The sequence below is a fragment of the Pseudomonas sp. TH37 genome, assembly GCF_016650735.1.
Lineage (GTDB): Bacteria > Pseudomonadota > Gammaproteobacteria > Pseudomonadales > Pseudomonadaceae > Aquipseudomonas > Aquipseudomonas farris.
The window spans coordinates 450,790-471,522 of record NZ_JAEKFD010000002.1 but is presented as its reverse complement, the minus strand read 5'-3'; the positions used below and the strand labels follow the sequence as shown (position 1 = coordinate 471,522).

Annotated in this window: 22 protein-coding genes; 12 read left to right on the top strand and 10 right to left on the bottom strand. The window is 59.8% G+C overall.

Annotated elements, in window-relative coordinates; genetic code table 11:
• Positions 1-50: 50 nt before the first annotated feature.
• The gene (locus JFU11_RS07285) at positions 51-359 is read left to right on the top strand and encodes a hypothetical protein (protein WP_201060227.1); all 309 of its coding nucleotides are present in this window, start codon (positions 51-53) and stop codon (positions 357-359) included.
• 246 nt (positions 360-605) lie between these two features.
• Here the strand turns inward: JFU11_RS07285 and JFU11_RS07280 are convergent, their stop codons facing one another.
• Both JFU11_RS07280 and JFU11_RS07275 read right to left on the bottom strand, forming a co-directional pair.
• Complete coding sequence (locus JFU11_RS07280) at positions 606-944, bottom strand: FKBP-type peptidyl-prolyl cis-trans isomerase (RefSeq protein WP_007895103.1); 339 nt, start codon at positions 942-944, stop codon at positions 606-608.
• A gap of 5 nt (positions 945-949) precedes the next feature.
• On the bottom strand, positions 950-1,093 hold the full coding sequence (locus tag JFU11_RS07275) for a hypothetical protein (RefSeq protein WP_201060226.1): 144 nt from the start codon (positions 1,091-1,093) through the stop codon (positions 950-952).
• Between the two features lie 15 nt (positions 1,094-1,108).
• Here JFU11_RS07275 and JFU11_RS07270 point away from each other — a divergent pair, with 15 nt between their 5' ends.
• On the top strand, positions 1,109-2,173 hold the full coding sequence (locus JFU11_RS07270) for a sensor domain-containing diguanylate cyclase (protein ID WP_201060225.1): 1,065 nt from the start codon (positions 1,109-1,111) through the stop codon (positions 2,171-2,173).
• A gap of 19 nt (positions 2,174-2,192) precedes the next feature.
• On the opposite strand, the gene JFU11_RS07265 is transcribed toward JFU11_RS07270, so the two are convergent.
• From JFU11_RS07265 to JFU11_RS07250, 4 genes are all read right to left on the bottom strand, one after another.
• A complete protein-coding gene (locus tag JFU11_RS07265; protein ID WP_201060224.1) occupies positions 2,193-3,446 on the bottom strand; it encodes an OprD family porin in 1,254 nt (417 codons plus the stop codon).
• A gap of 95 nt (positions 3,447-3,541) precedes the next feature.
• Positions 3,542-4,846: a citrate:proton symporter gene (locus tag JFU11_RS07260; RefSeq protein WP_201060223.1), complete on the bottom strand. Its 1,305-nt coding sequence runs from the start codon at positions 4,844-4,846 to the stop codon at positions 3,542-3,544.
• A 134-nt stretch (positions 4,847-4,980) separates the two neighbouring features.
• Positions 4,981-6,300 carry a C4-dicarboxylate transporter DctA gene (gene dctA / locus JFU11_RS07255; RefSeq protein WP_201121248.1) on the bottom strand — a complete coding sequence of 440 codons (1,320 nt, stop codon included), beginning with the start codon at positions 6,298-6,300 and terminating at the stop codon, positions 4,981-4,983.
• Positions 6,301-6,346: 46 nt separating this feature from the next.
• Positions 6,347-7,429 carry a 4-oxalomesaconate tautomerase gene (locus JFU11_RS07250; protein WP_201060221.1) on the bottom strand — a complete coding sequence of 361 codons (1,083 nt, stop codon included), beginning with the start codon at positions 7,427-7,429 and terminating at the stop codon, positions 6,347-6,349.
• Positions 7,430-7,596: 167 nt separating this feature from the next.
• On the opposite strand from JFU11_RS07250, the gene JFU11_RS07245 reads away from it, so the two are divergent.
• The 3 genes from JFU11_RS07245 to JFU11_RS07235 all read left to right on the top strand — a co-directional run bounded on the left by JFU11_RS07245 (position 7,597) and on the right by JFU11_RS07235 (position 11,608).
• Positions 7,597-8,487: a LysR family transcriptional regulator gene (locus JFU11_RS07245; RefSeq protein WP_007895093.1), complete on the top strand. Its 891-nt coding sequence runs from the start codon at positions 7,597-7,599 to the stop codon at positions 8,485-8,487.
• A 117-nt stretch (positions 8,488-8,604) separates the two neighbouring features.
• Positions 8,605-10,413, top strand: a complete 1,809-nt coding sequence (locus JFU11_RS07240) for a monovalent cation:proton antiporter-2 (CPA2) family protein (RefSeq protein ID WP_201060220.1) — start codon at positions 8,605-8,607, stop codon at positions 10,411-10,413.
• 88 nt (positions 10,414-10,501) lie between these two features.
• Complete coding sequence (locus tag JFU11_RS07235; RefSeq protein WP_201060219.1) at positions 10,502-11,608, top strand: DNA alkylation repair protein; 1,107 nt, start codon at positions 10,502-10,504, stop codon at positions 11,606-11,608.
• Here JFU11_RS07235 and JFU11_RS07230 read toward each other — a convergent pair.
• Positions 11,589-12,161: a cytochrome b gene (locus tag JFU11_RS07230; RefSeq protein WP_201060218.1), complete on the bottom strand. Its 573-nt coding sequence runs from the start codon at positions 12,159-12,161 to the stop codon at positions 11,589-11,591. The genes JFU11_RS07235 and JFU11_RS07230 overlap by 20 nt on opposite strands.
• Positions 12,162-12,347: 186 nt before the next feature.
• On the opposite strand from JFU11_RS07230, the gene JFU11_RS07225 reads away from it, so the two are divergent.
• The 7 genes from JFU11_RS07225 to JFU11_RS07195 are packed head-to-tail and all read left to right on the top strand — an operon-like array spanning position 12,348 to position 18,693.
• Complete coding sequence (locus JFU11_RS07225; protein ID WP_201060217.1) at positions 12,348-13,025, top strand: thermostable hemolysin; 678 nt, start codon at positions 12,348-12,350, stop codon at positions 13,023-13,025.
• On the top strand, positions 13,015-14,496 hold the full coding sequence (locus tag JFU11_RS07220) for an AMP-binding protein (RefSeq protein ID WP_201060216.1): 1,482 nt from the start codon (positions 13,015-13,017) through the stop codon (positions 14,494-14,496). The genes JFU11_RS07225 and JFU11_RS07220 overlap by 11 nt, the downstream gene beginning before the upstream one ends.
• A complete protein-coding gene (locus JFU11_RS07215; RefSeq protein WP_052963504.1) occupies positions 14,493-15,167 on the top strand; it encodes an iron-containing redox enzyme family protein in 675 nt (224 codons plus the stop codon). The genes JFU11_RS07220 and JFU11_RS07215 overlap by 4 nt, the downstream gene beginning before the upstream one ends.
• Positions 15,154-15,963, top strand: coding sequence for an SDR family oxidoreductase (locus JFU11_RS07210; protein ID WP_201060215.1), 810 nt, complete (start codon positions 15,154-15,156; stop codon positions 15,961-15,963). Before JFU11_RS07215 ends, JFU11_RS07210 begins: the two co-directional genes overlap by 14 nt.
• The gene (locus JFU11_RS07205) at positions 15,960-16,604 is read left to right on the top strand and encodes a tetratricopeptide repeat protein (RefSeq protein WP_123719159.1); all 645 of its coding nucleotides are present in this window, start codon (positions 15,960-15,962) and stop codon (positions 16,602-16,604) included. Before JFU11_RS07210 ends, JFU11_RS07205 begins: the two co-directional genes overlap by 4 nt.
• 11 nt (positions 16,605-16,615) lie before the next feature.
• On the top strand, positions 16,616-17,278 hold the full coding sequence (locus tag JFU11_RS07200; RefSeq protein ID WP_201060214.1) for a response regulator: 663 nt from the start codon (positions 16,616-16,618) through the stop codon (positions 17,276-17,278).
• A complete protein-coding gene (locus JFU11_RS07195) occupies positions 17,275-18,693 on the top strand; it encodes an ATP-binding protein (protein ID WP_123719158.1) in 1,419 nt (472 codons plus the stop codon). The genes JFU11_RS07200 and JFU11_RS07195 overlap by 4 nt, the downstream gene beginning before the upstream one ends.
• A gap of 73 nt (positions 18,694-18,766) precedes the next feature.
• On the opposite strand, the gene JFU11_RS07190 is transcribed toward JFU11_RS07195, so the two are convergent.
• The 3 genes from JFU11_RS07190 to JFU11_RS07180 all read right to left on the bottom strand — a co-directional run bounded on the left by JFU11_RS07190 (position 18,767) and on the right by JFU11_RS07180 (position 20,709).
• Positions 18,767-19,123 (bottom strand): hypothetical protein, encoded by a 357-nt coding sequence (locus JFU11_RS07190; protein WP_095055018.1) that lies wholly within the window; start codon positions 19,121-19,123, stop codon positions 18,767-18,769.
• A 372-nt stretch (positions 19,124-19,495) separates the two neighbouring features.
• Complete coding sequence (locus tag JFU11_RS07185; RefSeq protein WP_095055017.1) at positions 19,496-19,711, bottom strand: DUF4287 domain-containing protein; 216 nt, start codon at positions 19,709-19,711, stop codon at positions 19,496-19,498.
• 101 nt (positions 19,712-19,812) lie between these two features.
• A complete protein-coding gene (locus tag JFU11_RS07180; protein ID WP_123719157.1) occupies positions 19,813-20,709 on the bottom strand; it encodes a LysR family transcriptional regulator in 897 nt (298 codons plus the stop codon).
• Positions 20,710-20,733 lie beyond the last annotated feature (24 nt).

Here is a 20,733-nt window from a genome sequence, read left to right as displayed (position 1 = left end):
ACAACTGAGACGGGAGTTAAACAGTGGGCTTTCTCTACCAAGATCCATCAATGAGCCACGAAGAAGCGTCGAAGCTGCTAGCGAGCGACGTAGAAACGAACGTTGCCGCTGCATTGGTTTCTATCGGCCTGAATGAGCAAGACAAGATTTGGGCTCAGAACACCTGCCTGAAGTACCTCGAGAGTGAATCCAAATCGGTTGCAGCAGCGGCCATCACCGCGCTCGGTCACATAGCCCGCAGACAGGGTGATCTCGACTTGGGTTCTGTACTCCCGGCCCTTGAAAAAGTGAAGGAAAAATTCCCCTCCCTGGAAGGGACTGTTGCGGACACCCTTGATGACATTGAGGCATTCACCTGATTCGCCGCTTAGCAAAAGAACACTTTTTCCGCGAGCCAAACACCGAACTGTGGCGAGGGAGCTTGCTCCCGCTCGGGTGCGCAGCAGCCGCAAAACTGGCGGGCGAAGATTACCTGACACACCGCATGCACAGGTTTCAGGGCCGCTGCGCAGCCCAACGGGAGCAAGCTCCCTCGCCACAGAGAGCAAAAACCCGCTGTGTCCTCACAGATACAGCGGGTTTTGTCGTTTCAGCTCACACAGCCATCAATCATCCCGCGTCAGCACTTCCAGCAATTCAATCTCGAAAATCAGATTCGAATTCGGCGTAATCGCCCCCATCGTCCGCTCGCCATAAGCCAGATGCGCCGGCACCAGCAGCTTGCGTTTACCGCCAACCTGCATGCCCATGATCCCCTGATCCCATCCCTTGATCACCCGTCCCGTACCAATCACGCACTGAAAAGGTTTACCCCGACTGTAGGAAGAATCGAATTCAGTGCCGTCTTCCAGCCAACCCCGATATTGAGTAGTGATCAGCGCGCCTTTGACAGCGGCTTTGCCGTCGCCCACTTCAAGGTCGATTACCTGCAATTCATCATTCATTACATTCACTCTACTGTGCGCTTGCCCGAACAGGCTTCATGGGCGCCGTTTTCCCAGAAATACAGGCTGTTGGCAACCGTTTCGGTCTGTCTCCGGCAGTGGCCGTGAACTAATATACCCACCACCTCCCCCACGGTTCGATTCACCATGATCGAAATTCCTCAATGAGTCAGCTCTGGACCAACACGGCCATCGGCTCAATGATGCTTGTCTTGATCGTCGCGCTGATCTTGCGCGAGCGTTGGCTGCAAAAGCAGTTGGCCGAGTGCCGTGCGCTGATCGACAGCCTCACCGAGGGACAAAGCATCCACCAGGAAGGCGACGCCGAACGCTTCAAACGCAGCCAATACTTCGCCCGGATCGGCACCTGGGACTGGGAGGTCGATACCGACAAGCTCTATTGGTCGGATGCGATCTACGGCATGTTCGGGTTCAAGATCGGCGAGGTGATGCCCTCCTACGCACTGTTCTGCGCCTGCGTGCACCCGGACGACCGGGTCAAGGTCCGCGCCGGAGAACTGCGTTGCCTGGAAACCGGTGAAAACCATGACGAGGAATACCGCGTCGTCTGGCCGGACGGCAGCATCCTCTGGCTACGGGAAACCGGCAATGTGGTCAAGAATGCCCATGATGCAACGATCAAGATGATGGGCGTGGTACGCGACATCACCGAAGAAAAAGCCTCCGCCAGTTACCTGCAACACCTGGCCCATTACGACCCGTTGACCGGCCTGCCCAATCGCCTGGTGCTCGAAGAACGCCTGTCCGATGCCCTGGAACAGGCCCGCATCAGCGCCACGCGGGTTGCCTTGGTGTTTGTCGACCTCAATGGTTTCAAGGCAATCAACGACCACTATGGCCATGCGGCCGGCGACCGCGTGCTGGTCGCAACCGCTACCCGCCTGAAGAAGATCCTGCGTTCAACCGACACCGTCGCGCGGATCGGTGGCGACGAATTCGTGGTCATTCTGCAAGGCCTTCCCCAAGGCAACAGCCTGCAAGACGAAGCCCGCAGCATCTGCCAGAAAATCTTCGTCGAACTCGCACCGCCGGTGACCATCGGCAACGACCAGCGCCACATCGGCAGCAGCCTCGGCGTGGCGGTGTTCCCGGACCATGCACCGAGCATGGACCGGTTGATTCACATTGCCGACCTGGCGATGTATGAGGCTAAACGCAGTGGGAATAATCAGTATCGGGTGGGCGATCAGACGGTGAGCCGGGTCTGATGCAGGCGCCCCGGCGCGCCTACCAGAGAGCAATGTCGTAGGTGAAATAGATCCGGTTGCTGTCACGTCCACGCGCGAAGTCCGAACGGTAGACATAGTTGCGCAGCTTCACGCCAAGCCCCTTGAGCGTGCCGCTCTGAACCACATAGGCCAGTTCTGTGTCGCGTTCGGACTCTTTGATGTTGGTGTCGGACTTGCCATCGTTGCCTTTGAGATAACGGGTCATGAATGTCAGCCCGGGCATGCCCATCGGCGCAAAGTCGTAAGCGTAACTGAGCATCCAGGTCTTCTCGTCCTCTTCGATGAACTTGCCGATGCCGACGTTGCTGAACGAGTACACCGTCGCACCGCTGATGTACGGCAACCCGGCGTCACCGCTGAGTTGTTGATAACCGCCACCAAAGGTGTGCCCCGCCACCGCGTAGGACAGTTGACCGCTGAGCATGTCGTTATCGATTTTCGAGGCGTAGGCACGGCCCGCGTCATTGCTGTTGAAATAGCGCAAGTCGCCGGTCAACACCCCGGGCCCCAATGGCAGTTCGTGCTGGATGCCGGCAACGTTCTGGCGATAGAAGTTTTCCAGTTCACCGTAGAAGTAACTCAGACGGGTGTTCTTGCCGAGTTTGTAATCACCACCGGCGTAGGTGAAATCGCCACCTTTGTCGCCTGAGTAACCGTCAGGAACGATCGACACGCTGTCGGTCGAATCGCGCAGTTTGAATCGGTCCAGATGACCGCCAGTCAGGGTCAGGTTTTCGATGTCGGTGCTGGTGACTTGTCCTCCCTCATAGGTTTGCGGCAGCAAACGCGCATCGTTGTAGATCAGCACCGGAGTTTTGGGCAGCAGGGTGCCGTATTTGAGGGTGGTCTTGGCCAGTTTGACCTTGGCCGCAGCCCCGGCACTGGCGAACTCATCGGCGGCGCGCCCGTCATCGTGTACCGGCAACAGACCGGTGCCACTGCGGCCACGCCCGGAATCGAGTTTGACACCCAGCAGGCCCAATGCATCGACCCCGAAACCGATAGTGCCGGGGGTGAATCCCGACTGGAAATCCAGCAGGAAACCCTGGGCCCACTCGGTGCGCTCACTTTTGGCGGTTCTGGCGGAGCGCGCGCTCAAGCCATGTTCATCGCGAAAGTTTTCGTTGAAATAGACGTTGCGCAGTTGCAGCTTCAACTTGCTGTCGTCGATGAAATCACTCGCACCGGCAGTGGCCATCGGCAACACGCCCAGAAGAGGAAGAAAAGCCCCGCGAGTCAGAAAATGGGTCATGTCGAACTACTCATATTGTTGTTTTTAAGGATGCACATGGCCGCGCGCCCGCCGTCGGGAGCGTGGAGTTCTATCAGCAGCGAGTCAGGGGTGAATCAGGAGAACAGCGTCAAGGCACCGGTCAGCAGAGCCAGCGCGGTGACCACCAGGGAGGTGAGTACCGCCCATTTGACGGTGGCGCGCTGGAAATCACCGATGTCGCGATCGACCATCCCCACCAGCAACAGGGTCGACGCCACCAGCGGGCTCATCAGATGCACCGGTTGGCCAAGAATCGACGCTCGGGCGATTTCCACCGGATCAATCCCGTAGGCCGCCGCCGCGTTGGCGAGGATCGGTACCACGCCGAAGTAATAGGCATCGTTGGACAACACGAAGGTCAACGGCATGCTGGTGATCGCCACCACCAGCGGGAACAGGTGCCCCCAGGACGGTGGAATCCAGTCCACCAGTGTTTGCGCCAGGGCGTCGACCATTTTGGTACCCGAGAAAATCCCGGCGAAGATGCCTGCGGCGAACACCAGCAGTACCACGGTCATGGCATTACCAGAGTGGGCGAGAATGCGCTCCTTCTGAATATCCAGCTGCGGGTAGTTGATCAGCAGCGCCAGCACGAAGCCGATCAGAAACAGGATCGCCGAGTGCATGATCCCCATCACTAGCGCAACCATCACCGCAGTTACCAGCAACAGGTTGACGTAGGCCAGTTTCGGACGCTTGTGCGGCGTATCCTCAAGAATCGCTTTGATGTAGCAATCGCCGCCACCGCTCTGCAGTTGGGTATTGCCGATGCGTTTACGCTCCGTGCGGCCCAGCAGGAACGCGGTGAACACCACCCACGCGGCGCCGCCGACCATGGTCGGCAACAACGGAATGAAGTACGCCCCGGCATCCAGCCCCAGCGCGGCAATCGCCCGGGTCGCCGGGCCGCCCCAAGGGGTCATGCCGCTCATGATGCTCAGCGACAGCATGGAAATGGTCGCCAGAATCATTGGGTTCATGCCGATGCGCTTGTACAACGGCAGCATCGCGGCGCAGGTGATCATGTAAGTGGTCGTGCCGTCACCGTCCAGGGCGACAGTCAGCGACAGCAGCGCAGTGCCGACCGCGATTTTCATCGGGTCGCCGTTGACCCGCTTGAGAATCTTGCGGATCAGCGGATCGAACAGCCCCGAGTCGATCATCAAACCGAAAAACAGAATTGCGAACAGCAGCAGCGCTGCCGACGGGGCAACCATTTTCAGACCGTCGAGCATCATTTTGCCGGTGGTTCCACCAAAACCGCCGATGACTGCAAAGACGATCGGAACAATGGTCAATGCAACGATCGGTGACAGACGCTTGGTCATGATCAGGAAGGTGAACACAACCACCATGGCCAAGCCGAGTAAGGCGAGCATAGGACGACTCTCTTGTTGTTATGGAATGCGTGGCCGATGCGCAGGCGAACGACCTCGAGCCCGCCAGGCGACGCGATCGGCGACGCCCGGCAGCAGGTAGTTAAAAGGTTAGTGTTTGCAGCGTTTACGCAGGACTAAATGTGCGTGGTGGTCCCGACGCGGTCCCAGCTTTGATCCACACCCGGGACAACCGGTGTTTTACCGTCCAGGGTATCGAGCAGGACCTGACGGTCGCAGGCGCTCTCGGAGATAGAGATCACCACGGTCGCCACGGCGTTACTTGCCAGGCTGGTCAGGGCTCGTGCCTCGGACATGAAACGGTCGATCCCGATCAACAGCGCCAGGCCTGCCAGCGGAATGTCATGGATCACCGTGAGCGTGGAAGCCAGTGCCACGAAACCGCTGCCCGTCACCCCTGCCGCGCCCTTGGACGACAGCAACATGATCGCCAGCATGGTCAAGGTTTGGGTCATGGTCAGGTCGATGTTGCAGGCCTGGGCAATGAAAATTGCCGCCAAAGACAGGTAGATCGCCGTGCCATCGAGGTTGAACGAGTATCCCGTCGGCAGCACCAGCCCCACTACACCCTTGCTGCAACCCAGGGCCTGGAGTTTCTCCAGCATGCGTGGCATGACCGGCTCAGTGGAGGACGTTCCCAACACCACCAGGAACTCTTCGCGCAGGTAACGCAGCAGCTTCCACAGGCTGAAGCCGTGGGCGCGGCAAATGCTTCCCAGCACCACAAAGACGAAGAAGGCGCAGGCGACGTACAAGGTCATGATCAACTTTGCCAGCGAACCCAGCGAGGTGATGCCGTACTGTCCGACGGTGAACGCCAGTGCTCCGAAGGCACCGATCGGCGCAAAACGCATCAGGTAGGAAAAAATCTTGAAGACCATCTGCGATGCCGCTTCCAGTACGTCGAGCACTGGCTTGCCACGTTCACCCAGGGAAGACAGGGCGAAACCGCACAGCACCGCGATAAACAACACCGGTAGCACTTCACCTTTACTGAACGCACCTATAAAGGTGTCGGGGATGATGTGCATGAAAAACTCGACCACCCCAAGCTTCGCCGCAGACTCGGTGTATTGAGACAGGCCCGCCGTACTCAAATGGCTCGGATCGATGTTCATGCCCGCGCCCGGCTTGAACACGTAGACCGCAACCAGGCCGATGATCAGGCTGATCACCGTCAGCCCGAGAAACAGCAGCATGGTCTTGCTCAGCAAGCGACCAAGGGAGCGTTTGTCGTTCATCCCGGCGATGCCGGTGACGATGGTGCAAAACACGACCGGCGCAATCATCATTTTGATCAGCTTGATGAAGGCATCACCCAACGGCTTGAGGGCAATGGCCTGCTGAGCCCAGAAGTGTCCGACCACGACGCCCAGCAACACGGCGCAGAGGATCTGGAAGTAGAGCGATTTAACAACTTTCATGGCATCACCCATTTTTAGAATTGTTCTGATGCAAAACGACAGTGACTGCGCGGGAAGACTACCCAGCGAGCCGTTGGGAAACCGGGGCATAAACAAAGCCGGAAAACAGCCTTCGGGCAGTACGAACAACAGAGGCGCGGATAGTCTCACCGTTCTCACCGGTGTAGGACAATACGACATCGATGCCGCCGCTCGGGTGCTCGATCCGCACCTGTTGCAGACGCGGCCCACCGGTATGACCGAGCATGTGTGCCACAACGCTGCCTTCAGTGACACATGCGGTGGCCAGACCGATGGAACCGGTAATGGCCAGTGCACGGTGGCAGTTGTGCGGCATGAAGTAACGAACCTGCAACGTGCCACCGGCCTTGGCCGGTGCAACCAGCACAGGCTTGGGGATGACCTTGTCGCTGACGTCGCCCAGCCCCATGGCCATGCCGGCCCGCAACCGCAGAGCTTCGAGACGGTGCATAAAGTCTTTGTCGGCGTCCAGCTCGGCCGGAGTTTCATCGCCGCGTTTGCCCAAGTGACGCGCCTCGATGATCAGCATCGGCATGGCCATGTCGATGCAGGTCACCGGAATGTCGTCGAACCAGTCCTGGGTGCTGCCGGTTGGAAACAGCTTGCCGGTCTTGCTGCCTGCGGCGTCGAGGAATGTCAGTTGAACCGGTGCCGCGCTGCCTGGCACGCCATCGATGGCGGTGTCTCCTTCATAGCTGACTTTGCCGTTTGGTGTCTGCACGTCAGAGGTAACGAAGGTGCCGGTGTTGAGATTGCGAATCCGCACGCGGGTTAGCTCACCGACCGCCTTGACCAGGCCCTGCTCGATGGCAAACGGCCCGACCGCGCAGAGCATGTTGCCGCAGTTCGGGGCGGTATCCACCCGACGCTGGGACACCATGACCTGAACGAACAAGTAATCAACATCGGCATCGGGATGTAACGAAGGGCTGACGATGGCGACCTTGCTGGTCTGCGGGCTACCGCCGCCGATGCCGTCGATCTCCAGTTCGTGACCGGAGCCCATCACCGAGAGCAACAGCTCATCGCGCTCTTCAACCGAAACCGGCAGATCCCAAGCGAGAAATACCGGTCCCTTTGAGGTACCACCGCGCATCAGCACACAAGGAATTCGTTGCATGGCCACTAACTCTTGTTAATCAATCGGGGTAATTGATGTCTTGCAAACAAGAGTGACAGGGAAGTAATTGTGTTTCCAATGCAAAGATCAGAGCAATTATTGCGCTTCACAAAAGAAAGTTTTAACGTTCAGAACGTGGCCCAACGCCCTCCCCAACGAGATAAAACATGGAATATGAACTTCAAGACATCCGATCTTTCGTGAAAATCGCCGAACTGGGGAGTTTTCACGAAGCTGCCGATGCACTGCATCTGTCGCAACCAGCCTTGAGCCGGCGGATAAAAAAACTCGAGGAGGGTTTAGGGACTACGTTGCTCGATCGCACCACACGCAAGGTCAGCCTGACCAGCGTCGGTCGCGACTTCCTGCCCAAGGCTCGTCGATTACTGGATGACTTCGACGATTCGATCCTGAACATCCGTGAATTGGCCGAACGGCAAATCGGTCAGGTGACCCTGGCCTGCATTCCAACCGCTGCGTTTTACTTCCTGCCGTCGGTGATTCGTCTTTATAACGAGCGCTATCCGAAAATCCGCATCCGCTTGCTCGACCTCAGCGCCAATGAAGGGCTCGAAGCAGTGTTGCGGGGGGAAGCCGACTTCGGCATCAACATGATGAGCGGCCAGCACCCGGACATCGAATTCGTTTCACTGGTCAACGAACCCTTCGTCCTGGCGTGCCGTCGTGACCATGAACTGGCCCAGCGGACGTCCGTGACTTGGTCAGAACTGAGCGATTACCGGTTGATCGGCGTCGGACGCCTGAGCGGCAACCGCATGTTGCTGGACCACGCCCTGTCGGGCCTGAGCTGGCGTCCGCAGTGGTTTTATGAAGTGCAGCATTTGTCCACCTCGCTGGGCATGGTCGAAGCCGGACTTGGGGTTTCCGCCATGCCGAGCCTCGCAATGCCGGCGGCGGATCACCCAACACTGGTGAGCATTCCGCTGACTGACCCCGTCGTGAACCGGACACTCGGCCTGGTGTATCGTCGAGGCGCATCGTTATCGCCAGCGGCGGAGAAGTTCGTTTCAATCCTGCTTGAACAATGGCCCCACTGAGCCCTGAGCTCGTTCAGCCACCTCGTTGCTGACTGAACGGACGCCAGCCTTTATCCTGACGCCCCGCTGAAAATCGGGCGAGCGCCGCTCTCGCCTGCCCCACCCAGGAGTTTCGCCATGCCCCACGAAGGCAATCTATTGCAAGCCGCTGTCGTCTTTTTATTCGCGGCGGTGCTCACCGTGCCCTTGGCCAAGCGCCTGCAACTTGGGGCGGTGTTGGGTTATCTGTTTGCCGGGGTGATCATCGGGCCGTCGGTGCTTGGCTTGATCGGTAATCCGCAAAGCGTCAGCCACATCTCCGAACTCGGGGTGGTGTTGTTGCTGTTCATCATCGGCCTTGAGCTGTCGCCGCGACGTTTGTGGGTGATGCGTAAATCGGTGTTTGGCGTGGGCCTGGCGCAGGTGTTGCTGACCGGTTCGGTGATTGGTGTGCTGGCGTTGTTCGTGTTCGGGCAATCCCTGAACAGTGCCATCGTATTGGGCCTGGGGCTGGCCTTGTCCTCCACCGCATTTGGTTTGCAAAGCCTGGCCGAGCGCAAGGAGCTGACCAGCCCCCATGGGCGGTTGGCGTTCGCGATTTTGCTGTTTCAGGACATCGCCGCGATCCCGCTGATCGCGATGGTGCCGCTGCTGGCCGGCGGCGATCACACTACAACTGCCGCCGATGATCTGAACCATGGTTTGCGGGTGCTGGGCAGTATCGCGGTGGTGGTGATTGGCGGGCGGTATTTGCTGCGACCGGTTTTTCGCGTGGTGGCCAAGACCGGCTTGCCGGAGGTATCAACCGCCACTGCGTTGCTGGTGGTGATTGGTACGGCGTGGCTGATGGACCTGGTCGGTGTGTCCATGGCACTTGGCGCGTTCCTCGCCGGTTTGCTGCTGGCGGATTCCGAATATCGCCACGAACTGGAGGCGCAGATCGAGCCGTTCAAGGGCCTGCTGCTGGGCCTGTTTTTCATTAGTGTCGGCATGGGCGCCAATCTGAGTTTGCTGCTCAGTGCACCGATTGTGGTGCTGGGGCTGACTGTGTTGCTGATCGCGATCAAGCTGCCGTTGCTGTTTGTGGTCGGCCGACTGGCCGGGGGCCTGGGCAAGGTCAATGCGATTCGCTTGGGCATCGTGCTGGCGGCCGGTGGTGAGTTTGCCTTTGTGGTGTTCAAGATCGGCCGGGATCAGGGCTTGTTCGAGCCGCGCCTGTACGACTTGCTGGTGCTGACCATCACCCTGTCGATGGCGCTGACACCGCTGTTGTTGCTGGCCTGCGCACGACTGGTCACACCCAAGGTTCAACCGGTGGTGGTGCCGGAAAAATTCCGCGAAATCGATACCGATACGCCACGCGTGGTGATCGCCGGCATGGGCCGTATGGGGCAGATCGTGGCGCGGATTCTGCGGGCGCAGAACATCAAGTTCGTCGCTCTCGACACGTCGGTGGAAACCATCGAACTGTCCCGCAGCTTCGGCGGCGTCCCGGTGTTCTACGGCGACCCGATGCGCCCGGAAATCCTCAGCGCGGCCAAGGTCGAGCAAGCGGAGTTTTTCGTGATCGCCACCGATGACCCGGACACCAATATCAAGACGGCCGAGGTGGTGCACAAGCTCTATCCGCACATCAAAATCATCGCCCGCGCGCGTAACCGCCAGCATGTGCACCGGTTGGTGGATGTCGGGGCTCAGGCGGTGCGGGAAACCTATTACTCCAGCCTGGAAATGACCCGGCGGACCCTGGTTGGACTAGGGTTGACCCAGGCCCAGGCGGATGCGCGGATCAAGCGCTTTACCCACCACGATGAACAGGTGCTGGAAGCCCAGCACGCGGTGTATGACGATGCGGCCAAGGTGATGCAGACCGCGCAGGAAGCGCGGGCGGAATTGGCAAAACTGTTTGAGTCGGATCAGTTGGAGGAGGAAGCGGGTAAGGTTTGAGGTGAATCTGATGGCCTCTTCGCGAGCCTGCTCGCGATGAACGATGACACGGTGTATTGGATAAATAACAACGACCAAGGAATCCACAATGGCTGACCAAACCTCCCCCGCCCTGAAGGAAATCTTCAACGCCGAACGCCTCGCGCACATCGCCACCGAGATGACCGCGGTCTATCCTGGCTTCGATGCCAAGGCCTTCCTGAAACTGGCTAAAACCGATCTGGCGGAGTTGTCAGTCATGCAACGCATGGCCCGCGTCAGTGAATGTCTGCACGCGGTGTTGCCACTCGGTTATGAAGAATCCCTCGACGTCCTGCGCGCCCTCGCCCCGCGCCTCAACAGCGCCTTCGTCAGTATGTTTTTGCCGCACTACGTCGCGACCTACGGCGCTCACACGTTCGATCTGTCGATGAATGCGCTCAAATATTTCACTGCCTTCGGCTCATCGGAATTCGCGATTCGGCACTTTCTGCGCAGCGATATCGAACGCTCGTTGGCGCTGATGCACGTCTGGTCGCTGGATGAAAACGAACACGTCCGGCGCCTGGCGAGCGAAGGTAGCCGACCGCGCCTGCCATGGTCGTTCCGTCTGGAACAGGTCCAGGCCGACCCGACACTGGCGGCTACGATCCTCGACAACCTCAAGGCCGACGACAGCCTCTACGTGCGCAAATCCGTGGCCAACCACCTCAACGACATCACCAAGGATCATCCCGAGTGGGTGCTGGCGCTGATCGAGGGTTGGTCGCTGGACAACAAGCATACGGCGTGGATCGCCAGACACGCTCTGCGCAGCTTGATCAAACAAGGTAACAAGCGGGCGCTGGCAATCATTGGCGCGGGTGGCAAGCCCGAAGTTGAGATCATTGACGTGAAGGTCGAACCGGCGGTGATTCGCCTGGGTGAGAAAATCACCCTGTCTTTCAGAGTGAAGTCCACGGTCCCGGACAGTCAGCGATTGGTGATCGATTACGCTATCGATTATGTCAAAGCCAACGGCAGCACCTCGGCAAAGGTGTTCAAACTTAAAGCCCTCACGCTGTCCGACAATGCCAGCGAAGCCATCAGCCGCAGTCAGCACATCAAGGAACTGACCACCCGCAGGCACTATGCCGGCCAGCACGCGGTGCACATTCTGGTAAATGGCGAACGCTTGGCCAGCACCCAATTCCGAATTATCGCTGACGCTCATTGACACCCACACCAGAGCCGCCCGGCAGCATGCGGGTGAGCGTGTTGTCGCGGACCCAGTAGTGATGGAACAACCCCGCCGCTGCGTGCAAACCAATCAACCAGTAGCCGGTGCTGCCGAGCAATTCATGCCAATACTTGAGTTGCTTGGCCAGATCGGGATCAACCGCAACCGGCGCCGGCAAGAAAAAGCCGAAATACGGCATCGGCTTGCCCCCGGCGGCCAGCATCAACCAGGCCAGTAGCGGCGTAGCGATCATCAGCCCATATAGCGCCAGATGCATGAGGTGCGAGACGCCCGTCTGCCAGGTGGCCGGCGCCGGGGTAATCGGTGGCCGGGGCGTGAGGCGCCCGAGCAAGCGAACCCAGACCAGCGCAAAAATGCTCAACCCGAATACGCCGTGCAGCCCCAGAAACAGGCCCTTCAAGGCATGTCCACGGGGCAGCAATCCTTTGATCTCGATGCAACCATAAACGCCGACGAACAGCGCCAGCATCAGCCAGTGCAAGGTAATCGAGAGTTTTCCATACCGGTGTACTGCTGAATCTCGGGTCATACAGGGCCTCGTGAAGATCAGTGGCGGCTGCCGACTCATTTCGTACAGCCGGGATCCGGTTTCGTCGAACCGACCGGCGCCACCCTGCCCGTCCCGTCTTAAGACAATCTGAAGGTCACCTTCAGACTCCGTTAAGAATTGCCTTTGATACTCCTCCCAAACTTACCCAGGGAGGCGTTCTTGCCCATGCCCGATTTCGACTGGAACATCCCTCTGCCCCTGCACTTCGGCCAAGCCGAAACCCCGCAGATGAGTCTGGCCAGAGCCTTGCCGGACGATCCCCAGCGTCCGGTCTTCGAAGCTTTTATCCAGCAGCGTTTTCGAAAGGCCCACGGCGCCGACATTCGCCAATTCATGCCGCAGCTGTTCGGCATGAGCGATGCGTCAGGCGCGCTGTCTGCGGCGGCCGGCGTACGACTGGCCAGCGCCGAACCGCTGTTTCTGGAGCGTTACCTGGACGAGGCGATTGATCCGCTGATCAGCGACGCTGCCGGTCAACCCGTGGACCGGGCCGGTATTGTCGAGGTCGGGAACCTTGCCGCCAGCGATACCGGTAGCGCGCGCCTGAGCATCATCGCCATCACCTACCTGTTGGCCTTGGGCGGGCTGGAATGGGTGGCGTTCACCGGCAACATCGGGCTGGTGAACAGTTTTCATCGCTTGGGCTTGAAGCCGGTCACGCTCTGCGCCGCCGACCCTGCGCGGCTGGGCGACGACCGTCACCTCTGGGGCAGTTATTACGAGAGTCAGCCATGGGTGCATGTCGGCAACATCCGCGCCGGTTTCATCCATTTGCGCAACATCGGTCTGTTCAATCGCCTGGGGTTGCCGACGTCCCTTGAGGAGTCCAGCCATGTCGCCTGAAATGGAGCGGTTCAAACAGACCCTGCGCAATCACGCCGAACGCAAGACCAACGCCATCGCCTTGTGGGGCGATCAGTTGAAACTGGACTACGCCACGCTGTACGCCGAGGTCATGTACCGCCAACAGCGTCTGCGCGATGAGCACGTCAAAGTGGTCGCGCTGGCCCTGGACAACGGCACCGAGGCGATACTCTGGGACCTGGCCGTACTGTTCGAGGGCCTGACCTGCCTGACGTTGCCGCCTTTCTTCAGCCCGGCACAACGCAGTCATTGTCTGGAACAGAGCCAGGCCGAACTGGTGATTGCCGAACCGGAACTGGAAGCCGAACTGCAGGCGGCCGGCTACGAGAAGACCGGCGAATTCTGGCGTCGCACCTTCAGCGGCCCGAACCGGATACCCGAAGGCACCGCCAAACTGACCTTCACCTCAGGCACCACCGGCACGCCCAAAGGTGTGTGCCTGAGCGCCGAGAGCCTTTTGCGGGTGGCCCGTGAACTGGATCAGGCAAGCAAACCCACCGATCCACGGCATCACCTGGCGCTGCTGCCCCTGGCGATTCTGCTGGAAAACCTCGGCTGTTATGCCGCGCTGTATGCCGGCGCGACCTTGAGCGTACCGAGCCAGAAAACCCTGGGCATTCAGGGTGCCAGCGGTGTCGATGTGCCGCGGCTGTTGGGTTGTCTGGCCACGCGGAAACCGGAAAGTCTGATCCTGGTGCCGCAGTTGCTGCTGATGCTGGTCAGCGCCGCCGAGCAAAAAGCATTCAACCCCCAATCGTTGCGTTTTGCCGCGGTCGGTGGTGCACGGGTTAGCGAAGAATTACTGCATCGCGCCCAGCGCATCGGCATTCCGGTTTACGAGGGTTACGGGTTGTCGGAATGCTCGTCGGTGGTGTGCCTCAATCGCCCGGGCGCGCGCCGCCCGGGTAGCGTCGGCCGGCCCCTGCCCCATGTCGAGATTCGCCTGGCCGACGATGGTGAAGTGCTGGTCAAGGGCTCGACCCTGCTCGGCTATCTGGGGCAAGCGCCCTTCAGCGATGATTGGTGGCCGACCGGCGATCTTGGCGAGTTCGACCCGGAAGGCTTTCTCTACCTCAACGGGCGCAAGAAGCATCAGTTCGTCACCAGTTTCGGCCGCAACGTCAATCCGGAATGGGTCGAGGCCGAACTCACTCAGCGTCATCACATCGCTCAGGCGTTCGTCTACGGCGAAGCGATGCCGACCAATCACGCCCTGCTCTGGCCCCATCGGCCGGACTGCACCGATGAAGAACTGGCCGCCGCCGTGGCCCAGGCTAACGAGGCTTTGCCCGATTACGCCCAGGTTCATCACTGGACCCGTCTCGATCAACCACTCACCACCGCCAACGGCTTACTGACCGCCAATGGCCGACCGCGCCGCGACGCCATCGTCGAGCGTTACCGGGCGCAGCTCACTGACTTCGTTTTTTCCGAGGAATCCGCATCATGAGTTTTTTCGACACCTTGCAAGAAGCCACCCAGCAAGAACGCCACGAGTTGTTCAACCTGCCGATCATCCGCGATGCCCTTGAGGGCAAGGTCAGCCTGGAGAGCTACCGCGCCTTCCTCGCCCAGGCCTACTACCACGTGCGCCATACCGTGCCGTTGATGATGGCGTGCGGCGCCCGTCTGCCGCAGCGGCTGGAGTGGCTGCGCAAAGCGGTGTGCGAGTACATCGACGAGGAGTACGGCCACGAACAGTGGGTACTCGACGACATCGCGGCCTGTGGCGGTGACAGAGAGGCGGTGCGTGACGGCCGTCCATCGCTGCCGATCGAGTTGATGGTCAGCTTCCTCTACGACCTGATTGCCCGAGACAACCCGGTCGGCCTGTTCGGCATGGTCAACGTGCTGGAAGGCACCAGCATTGCCCTGGCCACCCACGCGGCCGGCAGCATACGCGAACGCCTGGCGCTGCCGGAAACCGCCTTCAGCTACCTGAGCTCCCACGGCTCGCTGGATATCGAACACATGCAGACCTACCGCCGGCTGATGAACACACTCGAGGACCCGGCGGATCAAGCCGCGGTGATTCATGCCTCGAAGGTCGTTTACAAGCTCTATACCGACATGTTCCGCGGCCTGCCCCGCGATGGGGAGAACCTGCATGCAGCTGCATGAAGCCCGTGTGGTTTTGACCGGAGCCAGCGGCGGTATCGGCCTGGCCATCGCCAGCGCCCTGTGTGCCAGTGGCGCGCGGGTGTTGGCAGTGTCCCGGCACCAGGAGTCGCTGGAGCCCTTGCTCGAACGCTACCCGCTGCACCTGTGTTGGGTCGGCGCTGACCTGACCGTCCCCGGCGACCGACACAAAGTGCTGGCTGCGGCCGAAGCCATCGGCGGCATCAACTTGCTGATCAACGCCGCGGGGGTCAATCACTTCGCCATGCTCGAACAGCTCGATGACAGCGAGATCAATGCGATGCTGGCGGTGAACATCAGCGCGCCGATCTGCCTGACCAAGCTTTTGCTGCCGCTGCTCAAGCAGGCTGAGAGCGCCATGGTGGTGAACGTCGGCTCGACGTACGGCTCCATCGGCTACCCCGGTTACGCCAGCTATTGCGCCACCAAGTTTGCCCTGCGCGGTTTCTCCGAAGCCCTGCGCCGGGAGCTGGCCGACACCCGGGTCAGCGTGCTTTACGTTGCTCCTCGGGCGACCCACACCAGCATGAACAGTCCGGCGGCCCAGGCGCTGAACGATGCGCTCAAAGCCAATGTCGACGATCCGCAAACCGTTGCCACGGCGGTCATCCACGCGATTGCCGGTGACCGGCGCGATTTGTACCTGGGCTGGCCGGAACGCTTTTTCGTCCGCCTGAACAGTCTGTTGCCGCATCTGGTGGACCGTGGTTTGCGCAAGCAGTTGCCGCTGATCCGTCGCCTCAGTCAGAAGCCCGATAACGAGAGCCTCAAACCATGAAAAAAATCGTCACTTGCCTGCTGTTCGGCGTGTTGAGCCAAAGCGTCTGGGCGCTGGACGCCGCCGATCAGCAGCGCCTCAATGGCATTCAGCAAAGCTGGGCGCACATCCAATACGAATTGCCCGCCGAACAGCGCACCGCGGCCTTCGAAAAACTCGCGACCCAGGCCTCGGCGTTCACCCAGGAACGCCAATCCCTGGCCGAAGCGTGGATCTGGTCCGGCATTGTCACCAGCAGTTGGGCGGGAGCCCAGGGTGGCCTCGGCGCCCTGAGCAAGGTCAAGGCAGCCAAAGTCGACCTGGAAAAAGCCCTCACCATTGATCCCAAGGCCCTCCAAGGCTCGGCCTATACCAGCCTTGCGGCGTTGTATGATCGCGTGCCCGGCTGGCCCCTCGGTTTCGGCGATGCCGACAAGGCCGAACAACTGTTAAAGCAGGCTTTGCAGCTGAACCCGGCCGGCATCGACAGTCTTTATTTTTGGGGCGATCACCTTTACCGTCAAAAGCGCTATGGTGAAGCCAAGCAAGCACTGCAAAAAGCCTTGCAAGCGGCCCCGCGTCCTGGTCGGGAAAGCGCCGATGCCGGGCGCCGCAAAGAGATCGAAGCGTTACTGGTGGACGTGAACAAGAAACTCAACTGACAGGAGTCCGCGTGCGTTTATTACTGATCGAGGATGACGTGGCCCTCGGCGAGGGCATTCATCAGGCCCTGGGCCGTGAGGGTTACACCGTCGACTGGCTGCAAGACGGCAGCAGTGCCTTGCATTCACTGCTCAGCGAGACGTTTGACCTCACCGTGCTCGATCTCGGCCTGCCGCGCATGGACGGTCTGCAAGTGCTGCGTCGCCTGCGTGAAAGCGGCTCCAACCTGCCGGTACTGATCCTCACCGCCCGGGATGCCACCGAAGACCGCATCGCCGGGCTGGATGCCGGGGCCGACGACTACCTGATCAAGCCCTTCGACCTGGCCGAACTCAAGGCTCGCCTGCGGGCTTTGTTGCGACGCAGCGCCGGTCGCGCCCAAGTGTTGATCGAGCACGCAGGCATCAGCCTGAACCCGGGCACCCAGCAAGTCAGCTATCAAGGCGAGCCAGTGGCGCTGACGCCCAAGGAGTATCAACTGCTCCACGAATTGCTTTCGCCTCCGGGCCGGGTCATGACCCGCGATCACCTGATGCAACTGCTTTACGGCTGGAACGAAGAAGCCGAAAGCAACACCCTGGAAGTGCATATCCATCACCTGCGCAAGAAGTTCTCCACCGACCTGATCCGCACTATTCGCGGTGTCGGGTACCTGGTGGAGGAGCGTCGATGACTTCGATCCGGCGTCGCACCCTGACGCTGATCATCGGCCTGATGCTGACTGGCCTGGCGATCATCAGCGTACTCAACCTGCACGACAGCAATCACGAAATTGCCGAAGTCTACGACGCCCAACTGGCCCAGAACGCCCGGCTGCTGCAGGGTGTGATGCGCATGCCGCTGGCCAGCAATGAACACGCCGAACTGTATCAAGCGTTCAACAAGGCCTTGAGTGAAGCGGTGCCGAGAGTCGATGGTCATCCCTATGAAAGCAAAATTGCCTTTCAGGTGTGGAATCGCAAGGGCGAAGTGCTGGTACACACCGCCAGTGCGCCCTCCTTCACGGCCCCGCCGACGAAATCCGGTTTCAGCGATGTAGTGGATCTGCACAACCGCCATTGGCGGGTGTTCATGCTCGAAGACAAACAGAATGACCTGCGCATCTGGGTCGGTGAACGGGACGACGTGCGTGCGGACCTGGTAGACCGGATCGTGCGCCATACCCTGTGGCCCAATGTGCTGGGCAGCCTGATATTGGCGGCCATGGTCTGGCTGGCCATTGGCTGGGGGCTCAAACCCTTGGCCAATATGGCGGAAACGTTGCGGGCACGGCACAGCGGTTCTCTGGAGCCGTTGCAACTGACCCCGTTGCCCAGCGAACTGGAACCGATGCAAGCAGCGCTCAACCGCATGCTCGCGCAAATTCAAGAAGTACTTGGCCGCGAGCGGCGGTTCATCGCCGACGCCGCCCACGAATTACGCACGCCGCTGGCAGTGCTGCGGGTGCATGCGCAAAACCTGCAGGAAGCCGGCACGGAACAGGAGCGTCGTGAGTCCCTGGCGTTTCTGATTGCCGGGGTCGACCGCACCAGCCGCTTGGTCAATCAGCTGCTGACCATGGCCCGTCTCGAACCCAAGGCTGTAGAGCCGGTGCTGCACAGCATCGACCTGAGCGAAACCGTGCGCGCCAGCCTGGCCCAGCTCACGCCCTGGTTACTAAGCAGGAACCTCGAACTGGCCTTCGACGTCGATGACCAGCCCTTTGAAGTCCTCGCCGACGCCGCCGCCATCGACATCGCCCTGAACAATCTGGTCACCAACGCCGCGAATTTTTCACCGGAACATGGCGTCATCACCGTGCAATTGAGCCAGGAGGAAGGGTTCTACAACTTGAGCGTCCAGGACCAGGGACCGGGCATCGACGAAGCAGATCGCGCGCGGTTGTTCGAACGTTTTTACAGCCGCGGAAACACCGGAGGCGCGGGGTTGGGGTTGACCATCGTCAGCACCATTGCGACGCGGCTGGGTGGGCGGATTACGCTGGTCAACCCACCCGAAGGCGGGCTGCGGGCAACCCTGTCGATTCCCGATGGCCAGAACCACAGCTCTGTGCAGCGGACCACCCGCGAGCTGCCGCCCAATGGCTGAATGTGCGCCAAAACACACTCCCTTGTAGGATCGCCGCACCGCTCGCTCCTACAAGAGAATGGAGCTCACACATCTAAGGCGTATTAATGTGATCCAGCACCCGGTTCGCAGTGATCTCCGCCACCATGATGCTATTTGAAATACCCAGTAGGGCGTGACGCGATTCACCCTCTAGATGATCCACCAACTGATGGACCATCACATCGACCGAGGCCAGCGTCTCGACCAAAAAAACCGCCAGGGTTTCGGTAGTCGCCTCTGGGTCTACGGCAAACAGCTTGCTGGGTTTACGCGCGGTGGCTTTGATGTCGGCATTCGACGGGAAGTGGAAGTCGAGGGCGCGTTTGGCGGCCTCGTTGAGTTTTTTCGAATCGGGTTCGTACGGGGATATCGGATCGGTGTCCGGCGGATTTGGCGTAACTTTGAACATGTCTTAGATTCCTGATGTGGGCTCCCATCACTTCTCTACTAAAGAAGGGGTGGCAGCTGTACGCAGGTTAGTAGACCGGGGAATCTAAGAAGCCGGCGCGCCCAAGGACGCCCTACGTACAGCTACCATCAAAATGCAGGCGCAAAGCCCGACTGATAGAAGCGTCGTACGTCTTAGATTTAGCCACGGGCTACTAAACCCGATCACTGATGAGCAGTGACAGGAATCAAGTTACCGAGCGGCTCCTAGACGCACAAGCCGGCGGATTCTGTCTTACGTGTAGGGGGTGGCGCAAGGCGTTGTAGCCTCTGGATGGTAACGGCAAGCTTCATTTAAACGATCGCGGTTTTTCTTGTTTAAATGGGCTATAGGTTAGGTTGGTGAACTCGCCAAATAGTAGGCAACCAAAGCATTGGCATGCCCGTGCCCCATACCGTGTTCAGCCTTCAGCCAAGCCACCATTTCCATATGCTTCTTGCCGCTTACTGTTTCCAGCAGATCCAGCCAGTGGTTGATTGGCTGGCCATATTTTTTCTCGATCGATGGGAAATACGACGCCGGGCCTTTTGTTTTTGTATCGTCGGTCATGTTGCAAGCTCCCTTTATCGCGACGGAGTGTCGGATAACGCTCCTTGTCGTCATGCCATAGATTGGACGCCAAACGCTTTCCCGGCAATAACCCCTCGCTCCTACAGGGGAATGGAGCCTCGCAGCAGATCCTGCTCGCGCTCACACAACTCCACCACGTAATCCCACAACACCCGCAGCCGCACGGACTTATGTAGCTCGCGCCGCGTACTGATCCAATAACTGCGCTGGATGCTTTCATCCGGCAACAACGGCACCAGTTGGGGATCGGCGCTGGCCATGTAGCACGGCAACACGGCGATCCCCAACCCTGAGCGCGCGGCCTGTTGCTGGGCGATGACGCTGGTGCTGTGGAAGACCACCTGAGGGTTGCGGCAGAAGCTGTTGAGGAACATCAGTTCCTGGCTGAACAGCAAGTCGTCGACGTAGCCGATCCATGCATGCCGACCGAGGTCTTCGCGGCTGCGCAGTGGTGGCGCGCGGTCCAGATAGGCCTGGCTGGCGTAGAGCGCCAGTCGGTAATCGGTGAGTTTGCGGGTGACCAGCATGTCGGCGGCCGGGCGTTCGAGGTGGATGCTGATCTCGGCTTCACGGTTGAGGATGCTGACGAAGCGCGGCACCGCCACCAGTTCCACTTCCAGTCCTGGATAGCGTTCGAACAGCCCGTTCATGCGGCTGGCGAGGAACATGATGCCCAGCCCTTCCGTCACCCCGACGCGGATCTTGCCCAGCGGCGCGGATGACTGGGTGATTTCTTCCTGAGCCAGCAGCGCGACGTTTTCCATGGCTTCGGCGTGTTTGAGCAGCGCTTCGCCGGCCGGGGTCAATTCGTAGCCTTGGGCATGCTGGACGAACAGCGCGGTGCCGAGGCTTTTTTCGATGGCTTCGATGTGCCGGGCCACGGTGGCGTGAGTGGTGTTCAAACGGCGAGCGGCGGTGAGCAAGCGGCCGCTGCGCTGCAATTCGAGAAAAAACCGCAGGTCATTCCAGTCGAACATGAACCATCCTTGACGTTATGCCGT